General features: G+C 70.7%; 25 protein-coding genes. 19 read left to right on the forward strand and 6 right to left on the reverse strand.

The features are described from left to right. Positions 1-17: 17 nt before the first annotated feature. A complete protein-coding gene (locus DDV73_RS13020; protein WP_109507686.1) occupies positions 18-1,457 on the reverse strand; it encodes an alpha/beta hydrolase in 1,440 nt (479 codons plus the stop codon). Between the two features lie 155 nt (positions 1,458-1,612). Between DDV73_RS13020 and DDV73_RS13025 the strand changes: the two genes are divergently transcribed. Continuing rightward, complete coding sequence (locus DDV73_RS13025; protein WP_109507687.1) at positions 1,613-2,668, forward strand: ArsR/SmtB family transcription factor; 1,056 nt, start codon at positions 1,613-1,615, stop codon at positions 2,666-2,668. Between the two features lie 133 nt (positions 2,669-2,801). Further along, positions 2,802-3,524 (forward strand): alpha/beta hydrolase family protein, encoded by a 723-nt coding sequence (locus DDV73_RS13030; RefSeq protein WP_109507688.1) that lies wholly within the window; start codon positions 2,802-2,804, stop codon positions 3,522-3,524. A 101-nt stretch (positions 3,525-3,625) separates the two neighbouring features. On the opposite strand, the gene DDV73_RS13035 is transcribed toward DDV73_RS13030, so the two are convergent. Together DDV73_RS13035 and DDV73_RS13040 are read right to left on the reverse strand one after the other, a co-directional pair. Beyond that, the gene (locus DDV73_RS13035; protein WP_109507689.1) at positions 3,626-4,375 is read right to left on the reverse strand and encodes an ABC transporter permease; all 750 of its coding nucleotides are present in this window, start codon (positions 4,373-4,375) and stop codon (positions 3,626-3,628) included. Continuing rightward, on the reverse strand, positions 4,372-5,433 hold the full coding sequence (locus DDV73_RS13040) for an ATP-binding cassette domain-containing protein (RefSeq protein WP_109507690.1): 1,062 nt from the start codon (positions 5,431-5,433) through the stop codon (positions 4,372-4,374). Before DDV73_RS13040 ends, DDV73_RS13035 begins: the two co-directional genes overlap by 4 nt. 62 nt (positions 5,434-5,495) lie before the next feature. On the opposite strand from DDV73_RS13040, the gene DDV73_RS13045 reads away from it, so the two are divergent. Then, positions 5,496-6,440, forward strand: a complete 945-nt coding sequence (locus DDV73_RS13045) for a helix-turn-helix transcriptional regulator (RefSeq protein WP_206050850.1) — start codon at positions 5,496-5,498, stop codon at positions 6,438-6,440. Positions 6,441-6,560: 120 nt separating this feature from the next. Here the strand turns inward: DDV73_RS13045 and DDV73_RS13050 are convergent, their stop codons facing one another. Then, positions 6,561-8,717 (reverse strand): MMPL family transporter, encoded by a 2,157-nt coding sequence (locus DDV73_RS13050; protein ID WP_109507692.1) that lies wholly within the window; start codon positions 8,715-8,717, stop codon positions 6,561-6,563. A gap of 85 nt (positions 8,718-8,802) precedes the next feature. Between DDV73_RS13050 and DDV73_RS13055 the strand changes: the two genes are divergently transcribed. Continuing rightward, positions 8,803-9,123, forward strand: a complete 321-nt coding sequence (locus tag DDV73_RS13055) for a PadR family transcriptional regulator (protein WP_109507693.1) — start codon at positions 8,803-8,805, stop codon at positions 9,121-9,123. On the opposite strand, the gene DDV73_RS13060 is transcribed toward DDV73_RS13055, so the two are convergent. Continuing rightward, the gene (locus DDV73_RS13060; protein WP_109507694.1) at positions 9,120-9,785 is read right to left on the reverse strand and encodes a permease prefix domain 1-containing protein; all 666 of its coding nucleotides are present in this window, start codon (positions 9,783-9,785) and stop codon (positions 9,120-9,122) included. The two genes, DDV73_RS13055 and DDV73_RS13060, sit on opposite strands and share 4 nt — an antisense overlap. Before the next feature lie 93 nt (positions 9,786-9,878). On the opposite strand from DDV73_RS13060, the gene DDV73_RS13065 reads away from it, so the two are divergent. Next, positions 9,879-10,247: a sterol carrier family protein gene (locus tag DDV73_RS13065; RefSeq protein ID WP_109507695.1), complete on the forward strand. Its 369-nt coding sequence runs from the start codon at positions 9,879-9,881 to the stop codon at positions 10,245-10,247. After that, positions 10,244-11,149: a 2-hydroxyacid dehydrogenase gene (locus tag DDV73_RS13070; RefSeq protein ID WP_109507696.1), complete on the forward strand. Its 906-nt coding sequence runs from the start codon at positions 10,244-10,246 to the stop codon at positions 11,147-11,149. The genes DDV73_RS13065 and DDV73_RS13070 overlap by 4 nt, the downstream gene beginning before the upstream one ends. Here DDV73_RS13070 and DDV73_RS13075 read toward each other — a convergent pair. Beyond that, positions 11,098-11,619, reverse strand: a complete 522-nt coding sequence (locus DDV73_RS13075) for a hypothetical protein (RefSeq protein ID WP_109507697.1) — start codon at positions 11,617-11,619, stop codon at positions 11,098-11,100. The two genes, DDV73_RS13070 and DDV73_RS13075, sit on opposite strands and share 52 nt — an antisense overlap. A 57-nt stretch (positions 11,620-11,676) precedes the next feature. Between DDV73_RS13075 and DDV73_RS13080 the strand changes: the two genes are divergently transcribed. From DDV73_RS13080 to DDV73_RS13140, 13 genes are all read left to right on the forward strand, one after another. Continuing rightward, positions 11,677-12,258, forward strand: coding sequence for a TetR/AcrR family transcriptional regulator (locus tag DDV73_RS13080; RefSeq protein ID WP_109507698.1), 582 nt, complete (start codon positions 11,677-11,679; stop codon positions 12,256-12,258). Positions 12,259-12,297: 39 nt separating this feature from the next. Further along, the gene (locus tag DDV73_RS13085; RefSeq protein ID WP_109507699.1) at positions 12,298-12,720 is read left to right on the forward strand and encodes a PaaI family thioesterase; all 423 of its coding nucleotides are present in this window, start codon (positions 12,298-12,300) and stop codon (positions 12,718-12,720) included. Positions 12,721-12,752: 32 nt separating this feature from the next. After that, on the forward strand, positions 12,753-14,084 hold the full coding sequence (locus DDV73_RS13090) for a dipeptidase (protein WP_109507700.1): 1,332 nt from the start codon (positions 12,753-12,755) through the stop codon (positions 14,082-14,084). A 24-nt stretch (positions 14,085-14,108) separates the two neighbouring features. Next, positions 14,109-14,369 carry a hypothetical protein gene (locus tag DDV73_RS13095; RefSeq protein WP_109507701.1) on the forward strand — a complete coding sequence of 87 codons (261 nt, stop codon included), beginning with the start codon at positions 14,109-14,111 and terminating at the stop codon, positions 14,367-14,369. Positions 14,370-14,765: 396 nt separating this feature from the next. Beyond that, positions 14,766-15,146, forward strand: a complete 381-nt coding sequence (locus DDV73_RS13100) for a TadE family protein (RefSeq protein WP_161962377.1) — start codon at positions 14,766-14,768, stop codon at positions 15,144-15,146. Next, positions 15,134-16,777 carry a pilus assembly protein TadG-related protein gene (locus tag DDV73_RS27955; protein WP_206050851.1) on the forward strand — a complete coding sequence of 548 codons (1,644 nt, stop codon included), beginning with the start codon at positions 15,134-15,136 and terminating at the stop codon, positions 16,775-16,777. Before DDV73_RS13100 ends, DDV73_RS27955 begins: the two co-directional genes overlap by 13 nt. 37 nt (positions 16,778-16,814) lie before the next feature. Further along, a complete protein-coding gene (gene cpaB / locus DDV73_RS13110; protein WP_109507703.1) occupies positions 16,815-17,591 on the forward strand; it encodes a Flp pilus assembly protein CpaB in 777 nt (258 codons plus the stop codon). Further along, positions 17,588-18,775, forward strand: coding sequence for a CpaE/TadZ family protein (locus DDV73_RS13115; protein WP_109507704.1), 1,188 nt, complete (start codon positions 17,588-17,590; stop codon positions 18,773-18,775). Before cpaB ends, DDV73_RS13115 begins: the two co-directional genes overlap by 4 nt. 2 nt (positions 18,776-18,777) lie before the next feature. Then, complete coding sequence (locus tag DDV73_RS13120; RefSeq protein WP_109507705.1) at positions 18,778-20,172, forward strand: TadA family conjugal transfer-associated ATPase; 1,395 nt, start codon at positions 18,778-18,780, stop codon at positions 20,170-20,172. After that, positions 20,169-22,070 carry a type II secretion system F family protein gene (locus tag DDV73_RS13125; protein WP_109507706.1) on the forward strand — a complete coding sequence of 634 codons (1,902 nt, stop codon included), beginning with the start codon at positions 20,169-20,171 and terminating at the stop codon, positions 22,068-22,070. The genes DDV73_RS13120 and DDV73_RS13125 overlap by 4 nt, the downstream gene beginning before the upstream one ends. A gap of 1 nt (position 22,071) precedes the next feature. Continuing rightward, a complete protein-coding gene (locus DDV73_RS13130; protein WP_109507707.1) occupies positions 22,072-23,007 on the forward strand; it encodes a type II secretion system F family protein in 936 nt (311 codons plus the stop codon). After that, on the forward strand, positions 23,004-24,608 hold the full coding sequence (locus tag DDV73_RS13135; RefSeq protein ID WP_109507708.1) for a sensor histidine kinase: 1,605 nt from the start codon (positions 23,004-23,006) through the stop codon (positions 24,606-24,608). Before DDV73_RS13130 ends, DDV73_RS13135 begins: the two co-directional genes overlap by 4 nt. Beyond that, a complete protein-coding gene (locus tag DDV73_RS13140; protein ID WP_109507709.1) occupies positions 24,580-25,212 on the forward strand; it encodes a response regulator transcription factor in 633 nt (210 codons plus the stop codon). The genes DDV73_RS13135 and DDV73_RS13140 overlap by 29 nt, the downstream gene beginning before the upstream one ends. Positions 25,213-25,345 lie beyond the last annotated feature (133 nt).

Consider the following 25,345-nt stretch of genomic DNA (forward strand, 5'->3'; position numbering starts at 1 on the left):
AACTGCCCGCCGCCCCGTCAGCGGTCGAGCAGGAAGTCGGCCACGGCCTGGTTGACCTCGGGGTAGTGCCGGCCGATCTGGATCGAGTGGCCGGCGTTGGGTACGACGATCAGCTCGCTGCCCGGCATGGCCCGATGGGCGGCCTTGGCCCAGTGCAGCGGGGTGCCGAGGTCGCGTTCGCCGTTGATGATCAGCGCGTTCACGCCGGCCAGCGACAGCTCGTCGTCCGGCACCTCCTCGTCACGCACCCGCGGCCAGTGTTCGCACAGCGTCATCAGTCCGTTACCCCGAGCGGCCTCGGCGTTGAACGGGAACAGCTCGCGCGACGAGTAGCGGCTGACGGCGCGGTCCGCCTTCCAGTCGCGGGTCTGCTCCCACGAGTCCGCGCCGCCCCACGGGAAGTCCGAGTCGGCACAGAAGGTCGAGGCCTGGATGCCCTGGCTGTACTGGGACGGCGTCGCGGCGAAGGCCTCGTGCCACTCGGCGTAGGTCTGGTCGATCGGCGCCATGTTGCCGGCCGCGCCGTCGTGCAGCCACTGCGGCAGGTCAAGGAAGGTCTCCGCGTCGGCGTACGCGACGGTGGTCACGAAGTCGAACATCATCGGCCCGCGCGCCGGCTCCCGGCGCAGGATCGTGCGCAGGTCGTTGGCCATGTCACCCGGGCAGGCCCTGGCGGGGTCGGCGCAGACGTCGCGCAGCACCCGCGTGTAGTCCGGGTACGAGCTGACCAGGGTGCCGTTGAACCCGGCGATCGGGACGACCGAGTCGAGCACCAGGTGGCTGACCCGGTCGGGGTGCACGGCGGCGTACCGCTGGCCTGTGTAGGTGCCGTAGGAGACGCCGTTCACGGCCCAGCGCTGTACGCCGAGCGCGCGCCGCAGCGCCTCGAAGTCGGCGACCGAGTCGGTCGTGGAGTAGTGGGCCCGGTCGGGTCCGAGCAGCTCCGCGCAGTCCCGGATCGCCTGCCGGGTCGGCACCCGCAGGTCGGAGAAGCCGCGCTGTGCCTGCAGCTCGGGGCAGACCAGCGGCCGGTCGCCAGTGCCCCGCTGGTCGAGGAAGATCACCCGGTACTGGTCGGTTACCCCGGACAGCGCCTGCAGGATCCGCGGGGCTAGGTCCGGGCCCGGCTGACCGGGTCCGCCGGTCAGGAACAGCATCGTCCGCGACGCGTTCGGGTTGCCGCCTTCGAGCACCGACAGGTCGAGCGTGCGGCCCTCGCGGTGCCGCGAGGACCGTTCGAGCGGCACCGTCAGCGTGCCGCAGCGGTACGCCGTGAGCGCGGGCTTGGTGCACAGGCTGAAGCCGGTCCAGGCGGTCGAGCCGGTCCGCCCCGTGTCGTGCTTGCCGTCCTGCTGGCGGTCCGGCTGGCGGTCGGCGTACGCCGTGGTGCCGGCGGTCAGGCCGAGCGCGAGCGTGCTCGCCGCCGCGGTGGCGACCAGCATCCTGATGGGTCTCATCTTCTCGTCTCCTTCGAGTGGTCTGTGCGCTGAGTCCAGCCCGCGCCGACCGGTCGCCGCCAACGATTCGAGAACGGTTTGAACGTCGCCTGGAGAACCCTCCGGCCGGCGGGCAGCATGGCTGGCGAGACGCAGCCGCGCCTGAAGGGACGCCGATGATTCGCATCAGCCTGACCAGTGACCAGCTCGCCAACGCGCGGTTTGCGATCTCGCCGTTGCTGCAGCTGTCGATGGCGATCATCCGGATTCGCACGCCCGGCTCGAACCCCGGACCGTGGCTGCCGCAGCGCTGGCGCTCGCTGTCGCCGGGGAACCGGGCGCTGCTGGAGCACCTGGTCAGCCCGGCGACCGGCTACATCCCGGACTTCATCAACCCGTACCCGCGGACCGACCGGCCGTCGCTCGACGACGAGCTGGCGGCGGTCTGCGCGACCCCGCACGAGCGGCTGCGCGAGGAGCTCGGCCGCGCGGTGCGGCTGGGTCCGGTGACGCCGGAGTACGCCGCCGCGCGCGGCGTGACCGTCGCTGAGGCGGACGCCCGGCGGCGTACTCCCACCGAGCTGGAGCGAGCGGCCTGGGAGGACCCGCGGGCGCTGACCGAGCCGACGGCCGAGGCGCTCGCCGAGGCGTGGTCGCTGCTGATGGAACCCAGCTGGCCGCTGATGCGCGGCGTACTCGACGCCGACATCTGGTACCGGGTCCGGCAGATCTCGGTCGGCGGTGTTCAGGACGCGGTGCTCGACCTGCTCGGCGGCGACCGCTGGAACGGCTCCACCCTCGAGCTGGACACCCCGCTCGAGGCCGACCTGAGCCACCGGACGGGAGTGATCGTCTTCGCGCCGTGCGTGCTCGACGCCCTGCCGCCGCTGGCGCTGCTATGCGCGCCGACGCCGAACGACCTCTACCTCGGCTACCCGTGTCGCGGGCACGGCGTCGCAACCGGGCCGTTCAGCAGCGGCCGGGCGGACGATATCGATGTCGACGCCGGCCTCAGCGACCTGGTCGGCGCCACCCGGCTGCGGGTGATTGAGGCGCTCACCGAGCCGCACTCCGGGCGCGCCCTGGCGTCGCGGCTCGGGGTCTCCGCGGCGACCGTGTCCTACCACCTCAGCCGACTGCACCGCGGCGGCCTGGTGGAGCGGCGCCGGGTCGGCAAGGAAGTGCTGTACTCGCTCACCGACCACGCGGCGCAGATCAAGGCGCGGGTCTGACCCCGGATCCACCTGCCATCCTGAGGCGGTGCTGACCCGTCGTATCGCTCTGGGCGCGCTTGGACTGGGCGCGCTCGCGGCCTGCGGCGACGACAACCGGCCCGAGCGTCCTGAGCCATCTAGGGGAGCGTCAATGGAGCGGATCAAGTACGGCGACGACCCGGCGCAGTACGCGCAGCTGCATCGCCCTGACGGCGACTCGCGCGGCGTCGCGGTTGTGATCCACGGCGGCTTCTGGAAGTCGATGTACGACGCCTCACTGGGCGACCCGCTCGCCCGGCGTCTGGCCGCCGAGGGCTGGACGGCGTGGAACCTGGAGTACCGCAGGGTCGGCAACGGCGGAGGGATGCCGGCGACGTTCGACGACGTCGCGGCCGGGATCGACGCGCTGGCCGACGTCGACGGGCTGGACCTGTCGACAGTGGTGACCATCGGTCACTCCGCGGGCGGACACCTGGCCGCGTGGGCCGCGGGGCGGGACCGGTTCGAGCAGTGGCAGCCGGCGCGGGTCCCGGTGACCGCGGTGATCTCCCACGCCGGAGTGCTCGACCTCCGGCAGGCGCACGCAGACCGGCTGGGCGGCGGCGCGGTCGAGGCGCTCCTGGGCCGGCCGCCCACCGCGGACGACGCGGCCGTCGACCCGACGCAGCAGCTGCCGCTCGACGTACCGGTCTGGTGCGTACACGGCCGCGCCGACGACATCGTGCCGCTGTCGCAGTCCAGCGACTACGTGAAGCGGGCGACCGCCGCTGGCGCCCAGGCCGAGCTGGTGGAGGTCGAAGGCGACCACTTCGTGATGCTCGACCCGGACTCCGAGGCCTGGACCCGCACCTTCGCCGTCCTCGACTCGCGCTGACCCGGCCCGTGTTGACGGCAGGAGCGTCAACACGGGCCGGGTCACCGTGAGCTTGATGCGGTCGAGACCAAACGCGGGTCTAAACCACAGCCTGCCTCTGGTCAGCGGGACTTCTGCATGGTGCGGACGCCGACGACCAGGCCGAGGGCGGCGACGACGGCGGCGCCGGCGAGGCCGGAGGCGATCGTGGAGAGGTCGTACTGGCCGGCGAAGAGCTCGCGGCCGGCCTCCACGACGTAGGTCAGCGGGTTCAGGTCGGAGGCGACCTGGAGCCAGCCGGGCGCGCCGTCGATCGGCAGCATGATCCCGGCCAGCAGCAGCACCGGGAACAGCAGCGTCTGCTGGATGGTCCAGAACATCCAGTCCTGCCCCTCCGAGGCCAGCGCCAGTGCGAACGACAGTGCGCCGACCCCGATCGAGAAGACCGCCAGGATCCCAAGAGCGACGAGTACGCCGCCGACGTGCAGGTCGAAGCTGAACGGCGTGACCACGACCAGGATGATCGCGGTCTGCGCCAGCATCGGCACGACCTCCTTCAGAGCCCGGCCGACCAGCAGCGCCGGGCGGGACAGCGGCGAGACCAGCAGCCGCTCGTGGGAGCCGGTGTTCATCTCCTCCATCAGGTTGGCGCCGGTGAACGACGCCCCCATCAGGCAGGTCATCGCGATGATGCCCGGCACGAACCACTGGAGTGCCGAGCCGCTCTCGAGCTTCGGCAGCAGGGGTGCGAACAGGGCGAGGAAGACCAGCGGCTGGACCATCGCGAACAGGATCGAGGCCGGCTCGTGCTTGATCGGCTTCAGCTCGCGGGTCATCACGTTCCAGGTGTCGGCGGCGAAGGTCGTACTCATGCTGCGATCTCCTCGAGGGTCTCGTCGGTGCTGGCCAGGGCGGTGTCAGTCGCGGTGTCGTTGTCTTCCCGCAGGCTGCGGCCCGTGAGGTTGAGGAAGACGTCGTCGAGCGTCGGCCCGGCGACCTCCATCCGGTGCACGCGGTCGCCCGCGACGGCCAGGTCGGCGACCAGCGCCGGCGCCAGCTCGCGGCCACCGGCCACCCGGATCGTGACCTCGTCGCCGAGAGTCTTGATCTGGGCCTCGGGCGCGCTACGGCGAACCCGATGGGCGGCGGCGGCCGCGGTCGCCTGGTCGTAGAAGCCGAGCGTGATCAGGTCGCCGAGCGAGCTCTTCAGGTTGTACGCCGTGTCGTCGGCGATGACCTGTCCGTGGTCGACCACGATCACCCGGCCGGCGAGCGCGTCGGCCTCCTCCAGGTAGTGGGTGGTCAGCACGATCGTGGAGCCGGTCTCGGCGTGCAGCCGCTGGATCTGGGTCTGCAGGTTGGCCCGGTTCTGCGGGTCCAGGCCGGTCGACGGCTCGTCGAGGAACAGCACCCGCGGCCGGTGCACCAGCCCGATCGCGATGTCCATCCGGCGGCGCTGGCCGCCCGACAGCGTGGAGACCTTGCGGTCCGCGCAGGCAGCCAGGTCGAAGTCGGCGATCAACTCCTCGGCCCGCGCCCGGGCCTCCATCCGGCTCAGTCCGTGCGCGCGGGCCTGGCTGACCAGCTCGTCGCGGCCGTGCTGCTGGTGGCCGGCGGCGTTGCCCTGGCCGACGTACCCGATGCTCTGCCGCACCTGTCGCGACTGGGTCGCCACGTCGAAGCCGGCGACGCTCGCCGAGCCGGACGTGGGCGGCAGCAGCGTGGTCAGCATCCGCAGGGTGGTCGACTTGCCTGCGCCGTTCGGTCCAAGGAAGGCCACGAGCTCGCCCTGGGCGATCTCCAGATCGAGGCCACGGACCGCCTCGACCGTCTGCTTGCGCGCCGTGAAGGTCCGGGTGAGTCCCCTAGTTTGAATCACAGGCTGGATCACGGGTCCTGCCACGGTGTTTGTCAGGTTTGAGTTCGTCATGTCTTCAGTCTGGAATCGCTTTAGGCCACTTTCTGTCCTCAATCTGATTTAGTTTGAGATTCATGGCGAACACGAGCGCACGAATGCTGCGGCTGCTCTCGCTGCTGCAGACCCACCGCTACTGGCCCGGCACCGAGCTCAGCGATCGGCTCGAGGTCAGCGCGCGCACCCTGCGCCGCGACATCGACCGGCTCCGCGAGCTCGGCTACCAGGTCGACGCCGTCCGCGGGGTCGCGGGCGGCTACCAGCTGCGCGCGGGCGGGTCGCTGCCGCCGCTGCTGCTGGAGGACGACGAGGCGGTCGCGATCGCGGTCGGGCTGCGGACGGCCGCGGCCGGCGCCGTACAGGGGCTGGAGGAGACCTCGGTGCACGCGCTGACCAAGGTGCTCAACCTGATGCCGCCGCGGCTGCGCCGGCGGATGGACGCGCTGCAGTCGTACACGGTCCCGGCGCCGATGCGCGGCCCGACGATCGACGCCGGCGCGCTCACCACGCTCGCGCAGGGCTGCCGCGACGACGAGGAGGTGCGCTTCGGCTACACCGCCCGCGGGGGTGAGCGGACCCAGCGCCGGGTCGAGCCGCATCGCCTGGTCTCGCTCGGCCGGCGGTGGTACCTGGTCGGCTACGACCGTGACCGGCAGGACTGGCGCTCGTTCCGTGTCGACCGGCTGTCCGACCCGGAGCTGACTGGTGCCCGGTTCCGGCAGCGCGAGCTGCCGGCGACCGACGCGCTGGAGTACGTCCAGGGCGGCATCGCCAGCATGCCGATGCGGTACGCCGTCCGGGTGTGGTTCGACGCTCCCGTCGAGACGATCCAGGCCGCGACCGGCCACTGGGCCACCGTCGAGGCGTCCAGCGAGGGCAGCGTGATGATCATGAACGCTGACCACCTCGACTGGCCGCTGATGATGATCGCCGGCATCGACGCCCCCTTCACCGTCGAGGAGCCGGCCGAGCTCCGCGAGCTGGTCACCGCCACCGCCGCCCGCCTCGCCGCCTCCGCCTGAAGGCCAGCACACCTGAGTCGTGGGAGCTGGTGCAGGTTTCCCCGGGCGCCCGGGGAAACCTGCACTGGGCAGGCATTGCAACGCCTGCCCAGTGCAGGAAGTGCCTGCCAGGTGGCCGATTCAGACCCCGGCCGGCTTGGTCTCGGCGGCCTTCTCAAGCTCAGGCCGCTCGATGGCGACGTGCGGCAGGATCTTGTCCAACCACCCAGGCAGCCACCAGGCGCGCTCGCCGAGGATCCGCATGATCGCGGGTGCGACCAGGCAGCGGATCAGCACCGCATCGAGGAGTACGGCGACCGACAGGCCCAGCCCGAACTGCTGCAGGAACCGGTCCGGCGCCAGCAGGAAGGCTCCGAAGACCACGATCATGATTGCCCCGGCGGCGGTGATCACGGCGCCGGTCGTGGCCAGCCCCTCGCGCACCGCCCGCGTCGCATCCTTCGTCCGGGTCCACTCCTCGTGCATCCGCGACATCAGGAAGACCTCGTAGTCCATCGACAGGCCGAACACGATCGCGAAGGTCATCACCGGCACGAACGCCTCGATCGGACCCTCCTGCGCCCCGAACCGCCCGTCCTGGAAGACCAGCTTCATCACGCCGAGCGCCGCGCCGATCGACAGCAGGTTCAGGCAGGCCGCCTTGATCGCGACCGGGATCGACCGGAACACGATCATCAGCAGCAGCGCCGACATGCCGACGACCACGGCCACGAACAGCGGGAACTTCCGGTCGACAGCGTCGGAGAAGTCGATCGCGGCCGCCGTCGCACCTCCAACCAGGTGCTCGTCGCCCAGCTCTGACCGGACCGACTTCACCAGTTCGGCGGTCTCGGTGTCCTGCGGCGAGGTGGTCGGGAAGGCCAGCGAGGTGTACATCTCGCCGTCCTCCGACGGCTGCGGCGGGGTCACCTCGGCGATCCCCTCGAACCCGTCCAGCTTCGTGTACGCCGCCTGCGCCTGCGTCTCAGTCCCTTCGGTCACGACGAACAGCGGGCCGTTGGCACCCGGACCGAACGCCTCGGAGACCCGGTCGTAGGCCTGCCGGCTCGACGTACTCGGGTGGTCGGTGCCAGCGTCGGCGAAGCCGAGCTGCATCCCGAACGCCGGCACCGCCAGCGCGCCCAGCGCGGCCACCGAGACCACCAGCGCCGGCCACGGGTAGCGCTGCACCCAGCCGGCCCAGACCCGCCAGCCGTGCCCGGACGGCCGCGACTTCTTGGCAGCGTGCTTGCGGACCACCTTCTCGATCCGGTTGCCGAACAGCGACAGCAGCGCCGGCAGCAGCGTCAGCGAGGCGACCATCGTCAGCAGCACGGTCATCGTCACCCCGACCGCGATTCCCTGGATCGCGCCCAGCCCCAGCACATAGAGCCCGAGAAGCGCGATGATCACGGTCGCGCCGGCGAACAGAACTGACCGCCCGGCCGTGTCCAGCGCCGTCCTGGTCGCCTGGTCACGGTCAGCGCCCGCCAGCAGTTCGGAGCGGAAGCGCGAGAACACCAGCAGCGCGTAGTCGATGCCGACGCCGAGCCCGACCAGGATCAGCACCGGCGCGGTGTAGTCCGGGATCTTGACGAAGTGCGAGGCCAGGATCACCAGGCTCAGCGTGGTGCCGACCGCGAAGATCGCGGTGATCAGCGGCAGGCTCGCGGCCAGCAGCGAGCCGAACATGAACAGCAGGATGACCAGCGCAGCCAGCATGCCGACGCCCTCACCGCCGCCGCCCGCGTCGCTCTCCTGGACCTCGCGGACCGAGTCGCCGGTCAGGTCGACCTCGAACCCGCCCTTCTCGTGGTCCTTGGCGGTGTCGATGATCGCCTTGATGTCCGAGATGTCGACCTTGGTGGCGACCTCGTCGAGTACGACGTCGGCGATGCCCGTCGTACCGTCCGGCGACAGCGTGCCGCCGCGCGGATCTGGCGCAGTCACCGAGGCCACGTGCGGGAGCGCGGCCACGTCGTCGACCAGCGCCTTGATCGCCGCCTGGTCGGCGTCCAGCCCGCCCTCGTCGTAGAGCACGATCATGATCGTGTCGCCGTCGGCCTCCGGCTGGTGCCGCTCCATCGCCGCCACGAGCTTCTGCGACTGCGAGCCCGGGATGCTGTTGTCCATCTCGTACGCGTCGCCGACGGCCATCGAGCCCGCCGTGATCCCGACCATGGCGACGACCCACAGCAGGACCGCGGTCCAGCGGTGTCGCTGCGCCCAGCCGGCCAGTCGTTGCATCCGGTTGTCCGGCGGCACGGCCGCCGTTCGTGGTGTTTCAATAGTGGTCATCGTCAGCCCCTTGTGTAGCGAATCTATAGGTAGCGCGTCTACAGGTAGGTAGCCAACTTAACAACGTGTTGTGTAGCCTGTCTACATGAAGGCCGATGCCCTGCGTGGACACCTCGACTCGCTGATCCTGGCTGTGGTCGAGAAGGAACCGCTGCACGGTTACGCGATCATCGAGGCGCTCCAGATCCGCAGTGGCGGCGAGCTCGACCTGCCGACCGGCACCATCTACCCGGCGCTGCGCCGGCTCGAGTCCGCGGGCTACCTCGACAGCGCGTGGTCCGAGACGAGCGGCCGCAAGCGGCGTACCTACACGCTCTCGTCAGCCGGCCGCCGTCATCTCAACGGCAAGCGCAAGGAGTGGGTGGCCTTCTCCGGGGTCATCGAAGGCGTGCTGAAGCCGCGCTAGCAGGCGGCGAGAGTACGCCGCGCAGAGATCGCCGCGACCGAGAGCGGCGCGACCAGGAACGGCACCAGCGCGCCCACCACGTGGGCCGGGACCAGCTGGTCGGATGCGAGGCTCATCGAGACCGCGAACACCGGCAGCGTCACACACGACGCGATCGTGAAGAACGCCGTGCCCCGCGCGATCGCCTTGCCGGCCCGGAACCACCGGTTGCCGATCGTGGTCAGCACCAGGATCGCGATCGTGCCGACGATCATCACCGCGCCGACGATCTCGATCGCGGCGTCGAGGAACGCGTAGAGCGCCATCGACGGCGGGTGCGCGTTGGCGTTCTCGGCCAGCTTGATGCCGCCGTCCCAGATGAACGGCTGGGCGGCCAGGATCGCGAGCATCACCCAGGCGGTACGCCGGGACTCGGCCACCGCGAGCGTGGTCTGGAAGGCCGGCGCGATCTCCTCGACCGGACCGAAGTCGGCCACCGCCATCTCGGCGGCCTCGTGCTCGTCGTACCCGGCGTCGGTGTAGGCGTCGGTGGCGTCCACCAGGTGGTCGCGAGCCTCGTCGACCATCCCTCGCTTGACCCGGCGCGGACCGACGAGCGCGGCGCCGAGCGAGTCGGCATACTCGTCGATGGCGGCGGCGGACGGGATGGTCGACAGAGCCATGTGCTCAAGTGAACCGAAACCGGTCTCGCTCGGCAACCGGGATCACCCCTGACTGACCCCTGACCTCTTGCCCGTCCGTGGTCGAATGGCTGCGTGCCTCGCCGACTCGCTCCCGCCGACCCGGCCGCGGTGGCCGCCGCGCTTCACGGCTGGCGCGCGGGTGAGCGGGACTCCACGCAGCTGCGGCTGCTGGTGAAGCACTATCTCGCGCTGCTCCAGGAGCGCGCGCCCGGCGCCTCGGTCGAGGTGCGGGTGCCGCCGTACGCCGCGGTCCAGGTGGTCGAGGGCGTCCGGCACACCCGCGGTACGCCGCCCGCGGTCGTCGAGCTAGCTGCCGACGTCTGGGTCGAGCTGGCCACCGGCTCGCTGACCTGGGCCGACGCTGAGCAGGCCGGCCGGGTCCACGCCAGTGGTGAGCGTGCCGACCTCACTCCCTATCTACCCCTGGAGGCGTCACGATGACGGTCGTCTGCCTGCCCACCGCCCGGCTCCGCGACGCGGTCGGCGAGGTCCCAGGCGTCAGCTTCGTGCTCTGGGACGGCTCCCGCGCGCCGGAGCAGGTCGACGAGGTCGAGCTGCTCGTGACGCCCTACCCCGCGGGCCCGGCGCTCCGTGCGCACATCGCTGCCTTCCCGCGGTTGCGGGTCGCCCAGCTCCAGGCGGCGGGGTACGACGGCATCCCGGAGCTGCTGCCCGAGGGAGTGGCGCTGGCCAACGCCGCCGGCGTCCACGACGATGCGACCTCCGAGCTTGCCCTCGGCCTGACCATCGCCAGCCTGCGCGGCATCGACGACGCGGTACGCGATCACGGCAATTGGCAGCAGGCGCTGTGGCGCCGCTCGCTCGCCGACAGCAGGGTGCTGATCCTCGGCTACGGCTCGATCGGCCGGTCGGTCGCCGAGCGGATGCTCGCGTGCAAGGCCCACGTCACCGGGGTGGCGAGCCGTCCGCGCGGCGACGACCTGCTCGGCGAGGTCCGCGGGCCCGGCGATCTCGACGGCCTGCTGCCGCATCAGGACGTGGTGGTCGTCGTACTCCCGCTCAGCGACGCCACCCACCACTACGTCGGCGACGACTTCCTCGGCCAGCTCACCGACGGCACGCTCGTCGTCAACGTCGCCCGCGGGCCGGTCCTCGACACCGACGCGGTTCTGCGTCATGCCGGCCGGCTGCGGTTCGCCCTCGACGTGACCGACCCGGAGCCGCTGCCCGACGGCCACCCGCTGTGGTCCGCGCCCGGCGTACTCATCACGCCGCACATCGCCGGCGGCACCACCGCGATGCTGCCGCGGATGGCCGCGCTGGTGCGCGATCAGGTCAGCCGGTACGCCGCCGGCCGGCCGCTGCGCAACCTAATCCCGTAACGAAGCAGCCGCACCCAGCCGCTCCACGCCGGTCGGTCGTCCGAGCCGGTGGCGACAAAGTCCGCCCGGGCCAGCGCGTCCTCGATCAGCGCGTCGTGCAGCGGTCCCCACAGTGGCCGCCAGAGGAGCCGGGTCAGTCCCGTGGGGCGGATCCGCACCAGGTGCCACAGCACACAGCGCTGATCGTCGCCGATGACGACGAAGCCGTGGGTCCCTCGCAGGCCGGCCGGACGTCCGGTGAACTCGAAGGTCACGCTGCGGCCCGGTTCGTGCCCGGCGACGCGGTAGCCGATCGGGCCGTGACCGCCGGTTGAGCCCAGGACGAGACCGCGGTCGAGTCGCAGGCGGGGCCAGCCACGTCCCGGCCAGAGCTGATCGTCGTCGGACGCCAAGGTGTCGATCAGCGCCCCGACGGTCGCTGCGGGCGCCTCGATCGGACGCGCATGGGTGTTGAAGATCTGCGGGCTCATGGCCACCTCTTTCTAGAGAGTGTTCTCTAAAACTAGCGTAGACCATACTCTCGGCTCATGGGCAGACCGGCGACGCACACCGTCGACAGCTTCCTGGACGCGGCAACGCGTCTCTTCGCCGAGGGCGGCGCCCGCGCGGTGACGATGGCTGCGGTCGCGCGCGAGACGGGAGCGCCGAGCGGCTCGGTCTACCACCGGTTCGCCGACCGGCCGGCGCTGTTCGCCGCGCTCTGGCTGCGGACGGTGCGCCGGTTCGAGGACGGCGTACTCACGGCGATCGAGAGCGTGCCGGCGGCCGACGCGGCCGTGGTCGCGGCGACCTGGGCGATCGAGTGGAGCCGCGAGAACCTCGGCGAGGCGATCGTGCTGTACGCCGGCCCGCAGGCGTTCAGCCCCGACACCTGGTCGGCCGAGGCGCAGGCGGAGCTCGCGGAACACGACCGGGGTCGTGACCGGACGCTTGCAGCCCTGGTCAAGAAGCTCTCGGCCGGCGGCGTACCGGCCGACGAGATCTCGCTGGTGATGTTCGACCTCCCGTACGCCGTGATGGGCCGCTACCTCGGGCGGGGTGAGGCGCCGCCGGCGCGCGCCCGGGATCTGGTTGCCCGGGTTGCCGCCAAGGTGGTTGCGCCGCGCTAGAGTTCTAGAGAGGACACTCTAGAAACGAGGAGACGGCGGATGACTGGTGAGATCACGCTCGAGCAGGGCCAGGCGGTGCTGGCGGCGCAGCCGTTCAACGAGCACATCGGAGCCCGGCTGACATCGCTCCGCGACGGCGAGGCGGTGCTCGAGGTCGACATCGAGGATCGGCACCGCCAGCAGTACGGCCTGGTGTTCGGCGGCGTGCTCGCCTGCCTCGCCGACAACTCGCTCGCGTACGCCGGCGGCACCCGGCTGGGCGCCAGCGTGCTGCTCGGCGGGTTCACGATCAGCTACCTGCGGGCGGCCCGCGACGGCACCCTGCGCGCCCACGCCCGGGTTGCCCACAGCAACTCCCGCCAGGCGGTGTGCACGACCGAGCTCACCATGGTTGCGCCGGACGGCACCACGACCGTCTGCGCGATCGCTCAGGGGACGGTGGTCGCGACCGCCCGCGGCTGAGTCGTGCAGAGCGCCGTCCTACAGTGGGCGCCATGACTGACGAGCTCCGCGCAAAGGTGCGCGACGTACTGCCCGGCATCCGCAAGGACCTCGAGGACCTGGTCCGGATCGAGTCCGTGAGCGCCGACCCGGCGCGGGCGGGTGAGGTGCAGCGGAGTGCCGAGGCGGTCGCCGACCTGTTCGCCAAGGAGGGCTTCGACGCCAAGATCGTCAGCGCGGGCGGCGCGCCGGCCGTGATCGCCCACAAGGCGGGACCGGAGGGTGCGCCCACCGTCCTGCTCTACGCGCACCACGACGTACAGCCGGAGAACGACCACGCCGAGTGGGACTCCCCGCCGTACGAGCCGACCGAGCGGGACGGCCGGCTCTACGCCCGCGGGGCGGCCGACGACAAGGCCGGCATCGCGGCCCACCTGGCGGCGGTCCGCGTGTACGGCGACGACCTGCCGGTCAACGTCACGATGTTCATCGAGGGCGAGGAGGAGGTCGGCTCCGATACTCTTCCCGCCCTGCTCGCCGCCCACAAGGACGAGCTCGCCGCCGACGTGATCGTGATCGCCGACTCCGGCAACTGGGACATCGGCGAGCCGGCGCTGACCACCAGCCTGCGCGGCCTGGTCCGCGCCGACATCGAGGTCCGCACGCTGACCCACGCCGTGCACTCCGGCATGTGGGGCGGCCTGGTCCCGGACGCCCTGATCACGCTGAGCCGACTCATCGCCACCCTCCACGACGACGCCGGCAACGTCGCCATCGAGGGGCTGCACAGCGGCCCGGCCGCCGACGTGGAGTACCCCGAGGAGCGGCTGCGCGCGGAGTCCGGCGCCGCGCCCGGCATCGAGTGGATTGGCACCGGCTCCACCGTCGAGCGGCTGTGGACCAAGCCCGCCCTCGCCATCACCGGCCTCGACGCGCCCAAGGTCGACGGCGCCTCGAACACCCTAACCCCGACGGCCCGCGCCAAGATCTCGCTGCGGATCGCGCCCGGTGACACCACCGCCAACGCCGTCGAGCGGCTCCGCGAGCACCTCCAGGCCCGGGTGCCGTGGGGCGCCACCCTCACCTTCACCGTCGTCGACACCGGCGAGGCCACCCAGATCGACGCCACCGGCCCGGCGTACGACGCCGCCCGCGCCGCCTTCACCGAGGCCTGGGACGGCACCGCCCCGATCGACATGGGCGTTGGCGGCTCGATCCCGTTCATCGCGGAGTTCCTGGAGGCGTTCCCGCAGGCCAGCGTGCTGGTCACCGGCGTCGAGGACCCCGACACCCGGGCCCACGGCGCCAACGAGGGTCTCCACCTCGCCGAGTTCGAACGCGTCTGCCTCGCCGAGACCTTCCTGCTCCGCAACCTCGCCGGCTGAGACCGCGGCCATCATGATGGCCTCATGAGTGAAACCCGGCAGATCTCGATCACCCTGCCTGCGGACCTGATCGACTCAATCAAGGCCGCAGTCGCCGACGGCGAGGCGCGGTCGGTGTCGTCGTACATCGCCGACCGTCTGAAGCCGGGCATGATCATGGATGCCCTGTTCGCCGAGTGGGATGCCGACCGGGGGGCGCCGCCGGACGAGGTCCGTGACTGGGCCGAGTCCGAGCTCGACCGAGCCTTCGGCGATCAGGCTCGATCCACCCGCGCGACCGCATGACGGGTTCGATCGTTCTCGAGGCAGGTGCAGGAGCTGGTTCGAGCCGCACGTCGACGCAACTCGCGACCGTTCTTGAGTGGGGTGCTCCCTCGAAGAACTTCGGGAGACGACCACTAGCCAGGTCGACGCGCGGTCGGCGCGCGCCAACTGAACGGCTGGGACGGCCTGACCGTTAGTTGATGTTCAACTGACACGTTCGGACTACTCCCAGGGCCCCGAGGTAGTCCCAAGTGATGGTTGTCACACTGTTCCGGCCTGAACTCCGTCATAACCCTTTCAGTCGCACCGTTCCCGACTTAGCGTCTTGGCGACTGGCCGGGGGGCCTTGGGAACTGGGGTACAGCAATGGGTGCTGCACGTTTGACACGCGCGCGCCGGGAGACCGGAGCAGCCGCGGTGGAGTTTGCGCTGGTGGCGATGGTGCTGCTGACCCTGCTCATCGGGATCATCCAGTTCGCGATCTACTTCTGGTCCTACCAGGTAGGCGCGCACGCCGCGCGCGAGGGCGCCCGCCGGTACGCCGTACAGCCGTGTGACTCCGCCGCCAACAACGCGCTCGTGGTGGATCGGATCGGCGCCGCGGCCGCGAACGCGCCGGGGGTGTCATCCAGCTTCGCGAAGGGCAGCGGCAACACCGGCGCCGGCCCCGAGACCGGCGACTCGGTCACGGTGACGGTGACCTACTCCGCGCCCAACATCGGCGACCTGATCTCGCTGCCTGCCATCACGAAGTCGGCGACAGCACGGGTCGAAGACGTCTCGGGGTGCACGCCGTGACCGCCCGGATGGGCGCGCAGCGCGACGAGCGTGGCGCCACTGCGGTCCTCGTGGCGGTGCTGGCGCTGGTCCTGCTCGGCGTCGGCGCGGTGGCGATCGACATGGGGCAGGTCTACGCCAAGCGGTCCTCGCTCCAGAGCGCCGCCGACCTGGCCGTGCTCGCCGCTGCCGCCAAGCTCGACGGCTCGGGCGACTGCTCCGCGGAGGCCGTCGCCGCCGCCGAGAGCTACCTCGAGGAGAACTGGATCGACCAGGACGGCGACCCGTTCGACGTGGACCTCGGCGGCTCCAGCGACGACGGCGACGGCTTCATCCAGTGCGACGGCTGGAAGGTCGAGCTGTGGGCGCCCGCGGCGCGCGTGAACTTCGGCCTGGCCAAGGCGCTGTCGCCCGACAACGACGGCGTGGACGTCCCGGCGTACGCCGAGGCCGGCGTCTACTCGCCCGCCAGCGGAATGATGCCGGCGTTCGCGGCCGCGGGCTGCGACTACGGCCAGCAGACCCTGCTCGACAACTCGCCGGGCGGGACGACGCCGCTGCCCACGCCGGACCTGCAGCAGGACAGCCCCATCGACAACACACTCACTATCGACTCGCTGACGCCGGACCGGATCGACCTCAACCAGCCGGGCACCATCGCGCTGTCGATCACTGGGAACAACGCCCTCGAGAACGTCACCACGATCGCGTTCAGCACACCGGAGAACGGGTCGAACCATCACATCACCGTGCCCAGGACCACGGCGGCCAAGAAGCTGGTCACGCTGAGCGACATCCCCGCGACCGTGCGCTCGATCCAGGAGACGTGGTACGTCCGGGTCTCCAAGGACAACGGGACCACCTGGTCCGCGGCGCTGCCGTTCCAGGTCGGTGAGTCGATCCTCGAATGCGCGTCGACGGTGACTGACGGCAACTTCGGCGCGCTCAGGCTGCCGCGCGACAGCGGCACCCCGAGCGACTGGCTGGCGATGAACATCGCCACCAGCCTCGACTTCACGCTCACCACCTACCCCAACCCGCACCCGGGCTGGACCTGCTCCGCGGGCGACGGCAGCGCCGTACTCGCGCCCAACGACGGCACCAACTGCGTGGACACCGACACCGGTCTGCCGGCCTCCGACACCGAGGCCGGGCTGCTCACGGGCAAGGGCATCTCGGCGCCGGCGCGGCTGGCCAAGCCCACGAACCCCGACTGTGGCCGCCCGGACCAGACCATCGACTTCGGCGGCAGCATCGGCTCCAGGACATTCAACAACGACACGCTGGCCTGCTTCGTCGCCAGTGGCGCGACGACGTCGTACCAGACGCCCGGGTACAGCGGCCCGGCGGTGATCTCCAAGGACATCTTCGCCTCGCCCAGGTACTTCTGGGTGCCGGTGTTCGGCATCGCGGCCAGCCCGGGCGGCAGCCAGCGCTGGCAGATCATCGACTTTCGGCCGGCCTTCATCACCGGACCCGACGGTCCCGACGAATACAACGGACTCGGCTTCAAGACCCAGGGCAGCGCGAAGTCGCTGCGCTCGGTCAAGGTCGTGTTCTTCAACCCCAAGGCCCTTCCGGAGTCGATCTCCGGTGGTCCGGTCATGGACTACCTCGGTGTCGGCACCAAGGTCATCGTCCTCACGGACTGACGCCACCACCGCAACAACGCAAGGTAAGGAACCTCTCATGGCACGACGACCGATCCTCCTTCTGGTGGCCTTCCTCATCGCCGGCCTCGGCACTGCCCTGATCCTGATGTACGTCTCGGGCATCAACGCTCGCGCCACCCAGGGCCAGGAGCTGGTCGAGGTGCTCACGGCGACCGAGACGATCGAACCGGGCGAGTCCGTTGCCGACGCCCAGGGCGCGGGCAAGTTCGAGAAGATCAAGGTCGCCCGCGACTCGATGGTCGACGGCGCGCTGACCTCGGTGTCGTCGATCGACGACCAGGTCGCCGTCGGCTCGATCTTCCCGGGCGAGCAGATCATCAGCCAGAAGTTCGGCGACCCGGGTTCCGAGGAGACGCTGCGCATCCCCGACGACAAGCTGGCGATCAGCGTCGAGCTGACCAACCCCGCGCGGGTGGCGGGCTTCGTCAACCCGGGCTCGCGGGTGGCGATCTTCGTGTCGGCGGACCCGGAGCTGATCAGGGCTGACGGCAGCACCCAGAAGCTCCCGCCGGTCACCCGGCTGCTGCTGCCCGACATCCAGGTGATCGGCGTCGGTACGACGACCGTCTCGTCGAGGACCACGACCAACGAGGACGGCGAGCAGACCACCGAGGAGATCCCGCGGACCATCCTCACGCTCGCTGCCGACCAGAAGCAGGCGCAGAAGGTCATCTTCGCCGCCCGCAACGGCGAGCTCTCCTTCGCTCTGCTGAACGACAAGTCGAAGGTCTCCGATGCCCGGGGCATCACCGCCATCGACATCCTTCCCGAGGCATTCGGAGGCCTGTCATGACCGTCATCCTCGAGCGTGACCCCGACCAGGCCGAGCAGCTCCAGGCCGCCCTCGGCGGCGGCGCGACCGTGGTCGGCAGCTTCGACGCGGTCGAGCGGCACCTGGCCGCACACCCGCGGGAGTACGCCGTGGTGCTCGGCGCCGGCGTCGAGCTAGACGCCGCGACCGGCTTCGCCCACAACCAGCGGATCACCCGCCCGGCGCTGGGCGTGATCCTGGTCCGCTCCCGTGTCGACAGCAACATCCTGGGCGACGCGCTGCGATCCGGGATGCGGGAGGTGGTCGAGCTTCGCGACCTGACCGGCCTGGCCGTCGCCGTACGCCGTGTGCACGAGGTGTCGCAGGCGGTCGCCGGCCTGGCCACCCCGGGCGCGGCCGAGCCGGCTCCCGGGCCGACCGGCACCCTGGTCACGGTCTTCTCGACCAAGGGCGGGGTCGGCAAGACCACGGTCGCCACCAACCTCGGCACCGCGCTCGCCGACCACGGGCACCGGGTGTGCCTGGTCGACCTCGACGTCCACGGCGGCGACGTGGCGATCATGCTGCAGCTGTTCCCGACCCGGTCGCTGTCCGACCTCGCGAGCCTGAGCACGGTCGACCAGGGCGGGGTCGAGTCGGTGCTCACCGAGCATTCCGAGCGGCTCTGCGTGCTGGCCGCACCGCTCACCATCGACGCCAAGGACCAGGTCTCGGCCGCGGCGGTGACCCCGGCGCTGCACATGCTCAAGCAGCTGTTCGACGTGGTGGTCGTTGACACCTCGGGCCAGTTCGACGACTTCGCGCTGGACGCCTTCGACCAGAGCGACCTCCTGGTCCTGGTCGGCACGCTGGATATCCCGTCGCTGAAGAACCTCAAGCTCGCGACCGGCACCCTCGACCTGCTCAACATCCCGCGCGAGGACTGGCGGCTGGTCCTGAACCGCGCCGACGCCAAAGTCGGCCTCTCCCCGAAGGAGGTCGAGGAGACCCTCGGGCTGGAGATCGTGGCGTCGATCCCGTCCAGCCGCGACATCCTGGCCGCCGTCAACCGGGGCGAGGCGATCGTCCAGGCACAACCTAAGCATTCGGTGAGCCGGACCTTCATCGCGCTGGCGCGAAGTCTGGTCGAGCGGCCGCCGGCCGACCATCCCGAGAGCTCCAAGGGCCGCGGCTCCCGCCGGCTCCGGTCGAAGCAGGTGCACTGATCATGACCCTCTCCGAACGCATCGCACAAGCCCAGAACGGACTCGCGGACGCCCGCTCGGCGGCCAACGGCAGCCCCGCGGCGACCGCAGCCCGCCGAACCCGGCACCGTGCGCCCACCGACCCGTTCGCCGATGTCAAGCGCGTCGTACACGCCCAGCTGGTCGAGTCCCTCGGCCCGAAGCTCTACGACATCAACATGACCCAGGAGGAGCTCGAGCTGCTGGTCCGCGGGGCGCTGCATACCGCCATGTCCGCCTCCGAGCGGCCGATGTCCGGGGCCGACCGGACCCGGCTGTCCCAGGAGATCGCCGACGACATCCTCGGCTACGGCCCGCTAGAGCCGTTCCTGCACGACCCGGCGCTGACCGAGGTGATGGTGAACAGCGCCCACGACATCTTCGTCGAGCGCGACGGCCGGCTCTCGCGCGTCAGCGCGACCTTCACCGACGAGGCGCACCTGCGCCGCACCATCGACAAGATCGTGGCCAAGATCGGGCGTCGGGTCGACGAGACCAGCCCGATGGTCGACGCCCGGCTTCCCGATGGCAGCCGGGTGAACGCGATCATCCCGCCGCTCGCCCTGGACGGCTCGAAGCTGACCATCCGGAAGTTCTCGGCGGTCCCGTTCACGGTCGAGGACCTGATCTCGTTCGACACCCTGACGCCCGGCTCGGCCGCGCTGCTCGAGGCGTGCGTCCGGGGCCGGCTCAACATCCTGGTCTCGGGCGGCACCGGCGCCGGCAAGACCACGACGCTGAACGTGCTCTCGTCGTTCATCCCGTCCGACGAGCGGATCGTGACCATCGAGGACGCCGCCGAGCTGCGGCTGCACCAGGAGCACGTGCTCCGGCTCGAGTCGCGCCCCGCGAACATTGAGGGCAAGGGCGCGGTCCAGATCCGCGACCTGGTCCGCAACGCGCTCCGGATGCGGCCCGACCGGATCGTCGTCGGCGAGATCCGCGACGCCGCCGCGCTCGACATGCTCCAGGCGATGAACACCGGTCACGACGGCTCGATCTCCACCGTGCACGCCAACTCTCCCCGCGATGCGATGGCCCGCGTCGAGACGATGGTGATGATGGCCGGGATGGAGCTGCCGGTCCGGGCGATCCGGGAGCAGGCCTCCAGCGCGATCGACCTGGTGCTCCAGCAGACCCGGCTCAAGGACGGCACCCGGCGGATCACCGCGATCACCGAGGTTGTCGGCATGGAGGGCGACATGATCACCCTCCAGGACGTCTTCCTCTTCGACTATGGCGCTGGCTTCGACGAGCACGGCCGGGCGCTGGGCCACCTCCAGTCGACCGGGCTGCGGCCGAAGTTCCTGGACCGGCTCCAGGACCACAACGTGTCCGTCGACCCGACGATCTTCCTGAACGAGAGGGCCTACCGGTGACCAGGCGAGGGGCTCTCCGCGCGGTCGCTGCTGCCGCGGCCGCAGCGCTCTGCGGCCTGGCGGGCCCGTCGTACGCCGCGGACGAGACGCAGATCGACCACGTCGAGGTCGCCGTCGACGGCACCGTGTCGGTCCTGCTGGCGGTAGACGGGATCCCCGCGGGGGCCAAGCCGCAGCCAGGGAGCGTCGAGGTCACGGTCGATGGCACGCCCGTCACGGCCACCGCCAAGCAGGTCAAGGCCGGCGAGATCGAGCGCACCACCGTCCTCGCGCTGGACGCCAGCAACAGCATGCGCGGGCCGCGCTGGAATGCGGCGAAGGCCGCCGCGAAGGCGTTCCTCGCCGCCGCGCCGTCCGACGTACGGATCGGCCTGGTGACGTTCGCCGGCGACGTTCGGGTGGTCAGCCAGCCCACCGCCGACCACGCCGCGCTCGTGGGGGCCATCGACGACATCGAGCTGACCGCCGGCACCCAGGTGTACGACGCCGTGGTCGAGGCGGTCGAGGTCGCCGGCAACGACGGCGCCCGCTCGGTCCTGGTGCTGTCCGACGGCCAGGACGAAGGCCGCGGCGCGCCGATCGAGGACGCGATCAAGGCAGCCACCGACAACGCGGTGGTCGTGGACGCCGTCGCCATCAACCAGGCACCCGAGCACCTGGCGCTGCTCGCCCGGATCGCCGACAGCAGTGGCGGCGCCGTCGTGGACGCCGACCAGTCCGCGCTCGCGAAGGTGCTGACCGCCCAGGCCTACGCGCTGTCCAGCCAGCTGTTGGTCACCTTCCCGCAGCCGAAGGGCACGAGTGGCGGGGCGTCTGTGGCGGTCACAGTGACCGCCGGCGGTACGACCTACCGCGACAGCGCGTTCGTGACCCTGGCGTCCATCGACACAGGCGCGAGCGCGCTGCCCAGCGTCAAGCCGCTGATCGGGCCCGCAGGCCTGTTGGTCGGCGGCCTGGCCCTCGGTCTCGGCTTGACCGGCATCCTGGCCGTAGTGCTGATCGGCGCGCGCAGGCCGACTCTGGTCCAGCAGCAGATCGCCTACTTCTCCGGCCAGGCTGAGCACGGTGGGAAGTCGGTCCGGAGCCTCCCCGGCCCGACGGCCCCCAGCCTCAAGGACAGCGCGGTGTCGCTGACCGAGAAGCTGGTCAAGGGCGACCTCGAGACCCGGCTCGCCACGAAGCTGTACGGCGCGGGCAGCAAGATCTCCGCTGCGGAGTGGCTGCTGCTGCACGCCGGCATCGCCGTCGGCGCAGCATTTGTCGGCTTCGTGATTCGCGGGGCGGCACTCGCCCTGGTGCTCCTCGTGATCGGCGGGCTGCTGCCATGGGTCTATCTCAAGGTCAAACACGGCCGTCGGCTGGCGGCGTTCAACGCCCAGCTGGCGGAGACGCTGACCCTGATGGCGGGCGGCCTGTCGGCCGGCCTCTCGATGCCCCAGGCGGTCGACACCGTCGTCCGCGAGGGGCACGAGCCAATGGCCGGCGAGCTGCGCCGGGCGCTGGCCGAATCGCGGCTCGGGGTCGACATCGCGGACGCGCTCGACGGTGTCGCCCGGCGAATGGATAGCGAGGACTTCTCCTGGGTGGTGATGGCGCTCCGGATCCAGCGGGAGGTGGGCGGCAATCTTGCCGAACTGCTGAACACCGTCGCCGACACCCTCCGGGAACGGGAGTTCCTGCGCCGCCAGGTCAAGGTGCTCAGCGCCGAGGGGCGGTTCTCGGCCTGGATCCTCGGCGCCCTGCCGCCGGTGATGTTCGTCTACATGCTGCTGGTTCGGCCCGAGTTCGTCCGCCCGTTGTACACCGAGCTGACGGGACTGGTGCTGCTGGCCACAGCAATCGGCCTGCTCATGTTGGGCTTCTTCACCCTGTCCCGGCTCGTGAAGGTCGAGGTCTGACATGTCCGCAAACCTGATCCTGCTCCTCGGCGGCGCGCTGCTCTTCGCCAGCGCTGCCCTGGCTCTGTCGATCGTGGGAGTCCTGACCACCGAGAAGCGCGGCGTGGCTCGCTCGCTGGCCGCGATCCAGGCGATGGACAAGGCACCCGACGTACTCAAGCAGGAGCTCGAGCGCCCGTTCTCCGAGCGGGTGATCGCCCCGCTCGGCGAGCGACTCGTCGGCATCGGTAAGAAGCTCACCCGCGCCGACACGGCCGACCGGATCCGGCACAAGCTCGACGTCGCCGGCAACCCGCCCGGCTGGGACGTCAACCGGATCATCGGGCTGAAGGTGCTCGCGATGGCCGTCATCGGTGGGGTCGGGTTCGTCTACCTGATCGGCCAAGGTACGGCGCTTCCCAAGCTGGTCCTGATCACGGTCGGCGCGGGCGCGTTCGGCTTCGTGCTGCCGAACATCCTGCTCAATAATGCCGGCCAGAAGCGAGAGCTGTTGATGCAGAACGCGCTGCCGGACGCGCTCGACCTGCTCACGATCTCGGTCGAGGCTGGTCTCGGCTTCGACGCGGCCCTCGACCGGGTGGCCAAGAACACCAAGGGCCCGCTGGCCCAGGAGCTCTCCCGGCTGCTGCAGGAGATCCAGATCGGGGTCGGCCGGATGGAGGCGATGCGGGCGATGGGCGAGCGGACCACGATCAAGGACCTGAAGTCCTTCTGCCTGGCCATGGTGCAGGCCGACGCGCTGGGCATCCCGATCGCCCGGGTGCTGCGCGTCCAGAGCAAGGAGATGCGCACCAAGCGGCGGCAGCGCGCCGAGGAGAAGGCCCAGCAGGTGCCGGTGAAGATCCTGTTCCCGCTGATCTTCTTCATCCTGCCTTGCCTATTCATCGTGATCATCGGACCGGTGGCCATGGAAATCACGGACTTCTTCGGCTCATGACCACCCTGCCCGTGTTCCAGCGCCCGACCACGCCGCCCCCTGCGCGCTCGTGGCGGCTGACCACAGCTGCGCGAGTGTTCGCGCTCGCCTTCGCCATCGGCCAGGCGCTGAGCGCAGGCAGTCTCGAGCCCGCGGCCGTCGTGCTGATCGCGCTCGGCGTGCTGGCCGCCTCGGCGTGCGCCCTCGACCTGCATCCGTCGCCCACGACCGCCCGGCTGGCCCCGATCGGGGAGGGCGTCTTGGCTACGACGCTGACCGTCAGCGCCGGCGCCGCGGCGACCCCGCTGCTGGTCTACCTTGCGGTGCCGCCCGTCGTTGCGGGCCTCCGCACCGGCTGGGTCACGGTCGCCAACACCTCGCTGGCGATGGGCATTGTGCTGATCGGGGAGGTGCTCGGGGCGCGGGCGCTGGACATCTCGGCGCCGAACGTCGCGGCCGCGGTCCCCTGGCTGGTGCTGGGCCTCGGCGCCGGCCTGCTGGCGGCGCGGCAGACCCGGTCGGTCCGGGCTCTCGAGGAGTCTCAGGCGCCGTACGTCGAGGCGCACCGGCTGCTCAGCCAGCTGCACACGGTGGCCCACAATCTGCCAGGGGGGCTGGATACCGCCAGCGTCGCTCGCAATCTCGTCGACCGGCTGCACGCCGACTCCGGTGCCGTGCGCACCGCACTCCTGGTTCGCGTCGACGGCGCCGAGCTGGTCGCGCTCGCTGCGACCGGCACGGATCGGCCGCTCGGAGAGGAGGGGATCGCTCGCCGCTGCGCGCGCACCGGCCGCGCCGTACAGGCCGGGCGGATGGTGGCCCTGCCGGTCCGCGTCGCCGAGGACACCTTCGGCGCCGTGGTGCTCTGCGATCCCGGCCAACACCGCCGCGGCCTATCCGGCCTGCAGGGGATGGTCGATGAGCACGGCCTTCGGCTCGACACGTCGATGCTCTTCGACGACGTCAGGTCGCTGGCCACCGTCGACGAGCGGAACCGCCTGGCGCGGGAGATCCATGACGGCGTCGGCCAGGAGGTCGCCTCGCTCGGCTACCTGGTCGACGAGCTCGCGGCCGAGACCGACGATCCGGCCACGCTGCGGGCCGCTGCCGACCTCAGGCGCGAGGTCACCCGGATCGGCAACGAGCTGCGGCAGTCGATCTTCGACCTGCGGCACGGCGTGGAGGAGGCCGGCGGCCTCTCCGGCGCCCTCGCGGAGTACGTCCGCGAGGTATGCACGCGCAGCGGTCTCCGGGTGCACCTGCTTCTCGACGAGAAGGGCGCGCCGCTGCCCGCCCGCACCGAGGACGAGCTGCTCCGGATCGCCCAGGAGGCGATCGCGAACGTGCGTAAGCACGCCAACGCCGTCAACCTCTGGGTCACCCTCACTACCCAGGACAACCGGCTGCGCCTGGCGATCGAGGACGACGGAGTCGGCTCGCCGGCCCCGCGGGCCGGTCACTACGGCTTGCACACCATGCGCGAGCGCGCCGAGCGTATCGACGCCGACCTAACGATCAGCGAACGACCCGATGGCGGCACGGCCGTGACCGTGCAGTCCCGCGTCCAAGCAGCACCCGCCCAAGGAGAACACCATGCCGATCACCGTGCTGCTCGTCGATGACCACGAGCTGATCCGCCAGGGTCTGCGCCGGGCACTCGAACGCAACGGCTTCCAAGTCGTCGCCGAGGCCGGCACCGTGGCCGACGCCCGCCGCTTGGCCGGCCTGACCCGGCCCCAGGTCGTCGTCACCGACGTCAACCTCCCTGACGGCACCGGGATCGACCTCGCCCGCACCCTGCGCCAGGCGGATGAGTCGATCGGCATCGTCGTACTCACGATGTACGCCGGCGACGACACACTCTTCGCCGCCCTCGAGTCGGGCGCATCCGCGTTCGTCAGCAAGGCCGCGCCGAGCGACGACGTGGTAGCCGCTGCCCGGCATGCCGCGGTCGCACCCCGCTCGTTCACCACCCGGGACCTGGCCGGCGCCATGCAGCGCCGTGCCGAGCCGAGGGGCCCGGTGCTCTCCTCGCGGGAGCAGGAGATCCTGGTCATGCTTGCCGAGGGCCTCGGCGTGGGACCGATCGCCCGCCAGCTCTACATCTCCGAGTCCACCGCGAAGACCCACATCTCGCGGATCTACGAGAAGCTCGGCGCCGCCAACCGCGCGCAGGCCATCATGCACGCCGTTCGTGCCGGCCTGCTCACGCCGATGAGCGGATGACTAGGCCGGCCTAGTCACTTGGGGCCAGGAGCCGACCGTTCGGTCAGCGGCACGGACCGATCGACCGATACCGGCAACGAGCCCGACGACCAAGACTGGTTGTAGTTGGGCGTGGGGCCCAATCTCAGATCTC

Source organism: Nocardioides speluncae, from assembly GCF_003121585.1.
GTDB classification, from domain to species: Bacteria; Actinomycetota; Actinomycetes; order Propionibacteriales; family Nocardioidaceae; genus Nocardioides; species Nocardioides speluncae.

Bases quoted from the DNA above. Each gene is read 5' to 3' on its own strand.
- DDV73_RS13050 (WP_109507692.1), bottom strand. From the start codon at position 8,717: ATGACCACTATTGAAACACCACGAACGGCGGCCGTGCCGCCGGACAAC.
- DDV73_RS13120 (WP_109507705.1), top strand. From the start codon at position 18,778: ATGACCCTCTCCGAACGCATCGCACAAGCCCAGAACGGACTCGCGGAC.
- DDV73_RS13035 (WP_109507689.1), bottom strand. From the start codon at position 4,375: ATGAGTACGACCTTCGCCGCCGACACCTGGAACGTGATGACCCGCGAG.
- DDV73_RS13080 (WP_109507698.1), top strand. From the start codon at position 11,677: ATGGGCAGACCGGCGACGCACACCGTCGACAGCTTCCTGGACGCGGCA.
- DDV73_RS13135 (WP_109507708.1), top strand. From the start codon at position 23,004: ATGACCACCCTGCCCGTGTTCCAGCGCCCGACCACGCCGCCCCCTGCG.
- DDV73_RS13090 (WP_109507700.1), top strand. From the start codon at position 12,753: ATGACTGACGAGCTCCGCGCAAAGGTGCGCGACGTACTGCCCGGCATC.
- DDV73_RS13070 (WP_109507696.1), top strand. From the start codon at position 10,244: ATGACGGTCGTCTGCCTGCCCACCGCCCGGCTCCGCGACGCGGTCGGC.
- DDV73_RS13040 (WP_109507690.1), bottom strand. From the start codon at position 5,433: ATGACGAACTCAAACCTGACAAACACCGTGGCAGGACCCGTGATCCAG.
- DDV73_RS13085 (WP_109507699.1), top strand. From the start codon at position 12,298: ATGACTGGTGAGATCACGCTCGAGCAGGGCCAGGCGGTGCTGGCGGCG.
- DDV73_RS13075 (WP_109507697.1), bottom strand. From the start codon at position 11,619: ATGAGCCCGCAGATCTTCAACACCCATGCGCGTCCGATCGAGGCGCCC.
- DDV73_RS13045 (WP_206050850.1), top strand. From the start codon at position 5,496: ATGGCGAACACGAGCGCACGAATGCTGCGGCTGCTCTCGCTGCTGCAG.
- DDV73_RS13055 (WP_109507693.1), top strand. From the start codon at position 8,803: ATGAAGGCCGATGCCCTGCGTGGACACCTCGACTCGCTGATCCTGGCT.
- DDV73_RS13025 (WP_109507687.1), top strand. From the start codon at position 1,613: ATGATTCGCATCAGCCTGACCAGTGACCAGCTCGCCAACGCGCGGTTT.
- DDV73_RS13060 (WP_109507694.1), bottom strand. From the start codon at position 9,785: ATGGCTCTGTCGACCATCCCGTCCGCCGCCGCCATCGACGAGTATGCC.
- DDV73_RS13020 (WP_109507686.1), bottom strand. From the start codon at position 1,457: ATGAGACCCATCAGGATGCTGGTCGCCACCGCGGCGGCGAGCACGCTC.
- DDV73_RS13140 (WP_109507709.1), top strand. From the start codon at position 24,580: ATGCCGATCACCGTGCTGCTCGTCGATGACCACGAGCTGATCCGCCAG.
- DDV73_RS13030 (WP_109507688.1), top strand. From the start codon at position 2,802: ATGGAGCGGATCAAGTACGGCGACGACCCGGCGCAGTACGCGCAGCTG.
- cpaB (WP_109507703.1), top strand. From the start codon at position 16,815: ATGGCACGACGACCGATCCTCCTTCTGGTGGCCTTCCTCATCGCCGGC.
- DDV73_RS13130 (WP_109507707.1), top strand. From the start codon at position 22,072: ATGTCCGCAAACCTGATCCTGCTCCTCGGCGGCGCGCTGCTCTTCGCC.
- DDV73_RS13115 (WP_109507704.1), top strand. From the start codon at position 17,588: ATGACCGTCATCCTCGAGCGTGACCCCGACCAGGCCGAGCAGCTCCAG.
- DDV73_RS13095 (WP_109507701.1), top strand. From the start codon at position 14,109: ATGAGTGAAACCCGGCAGATCTCGATCACCCTGCCTGCGGACCTGATC.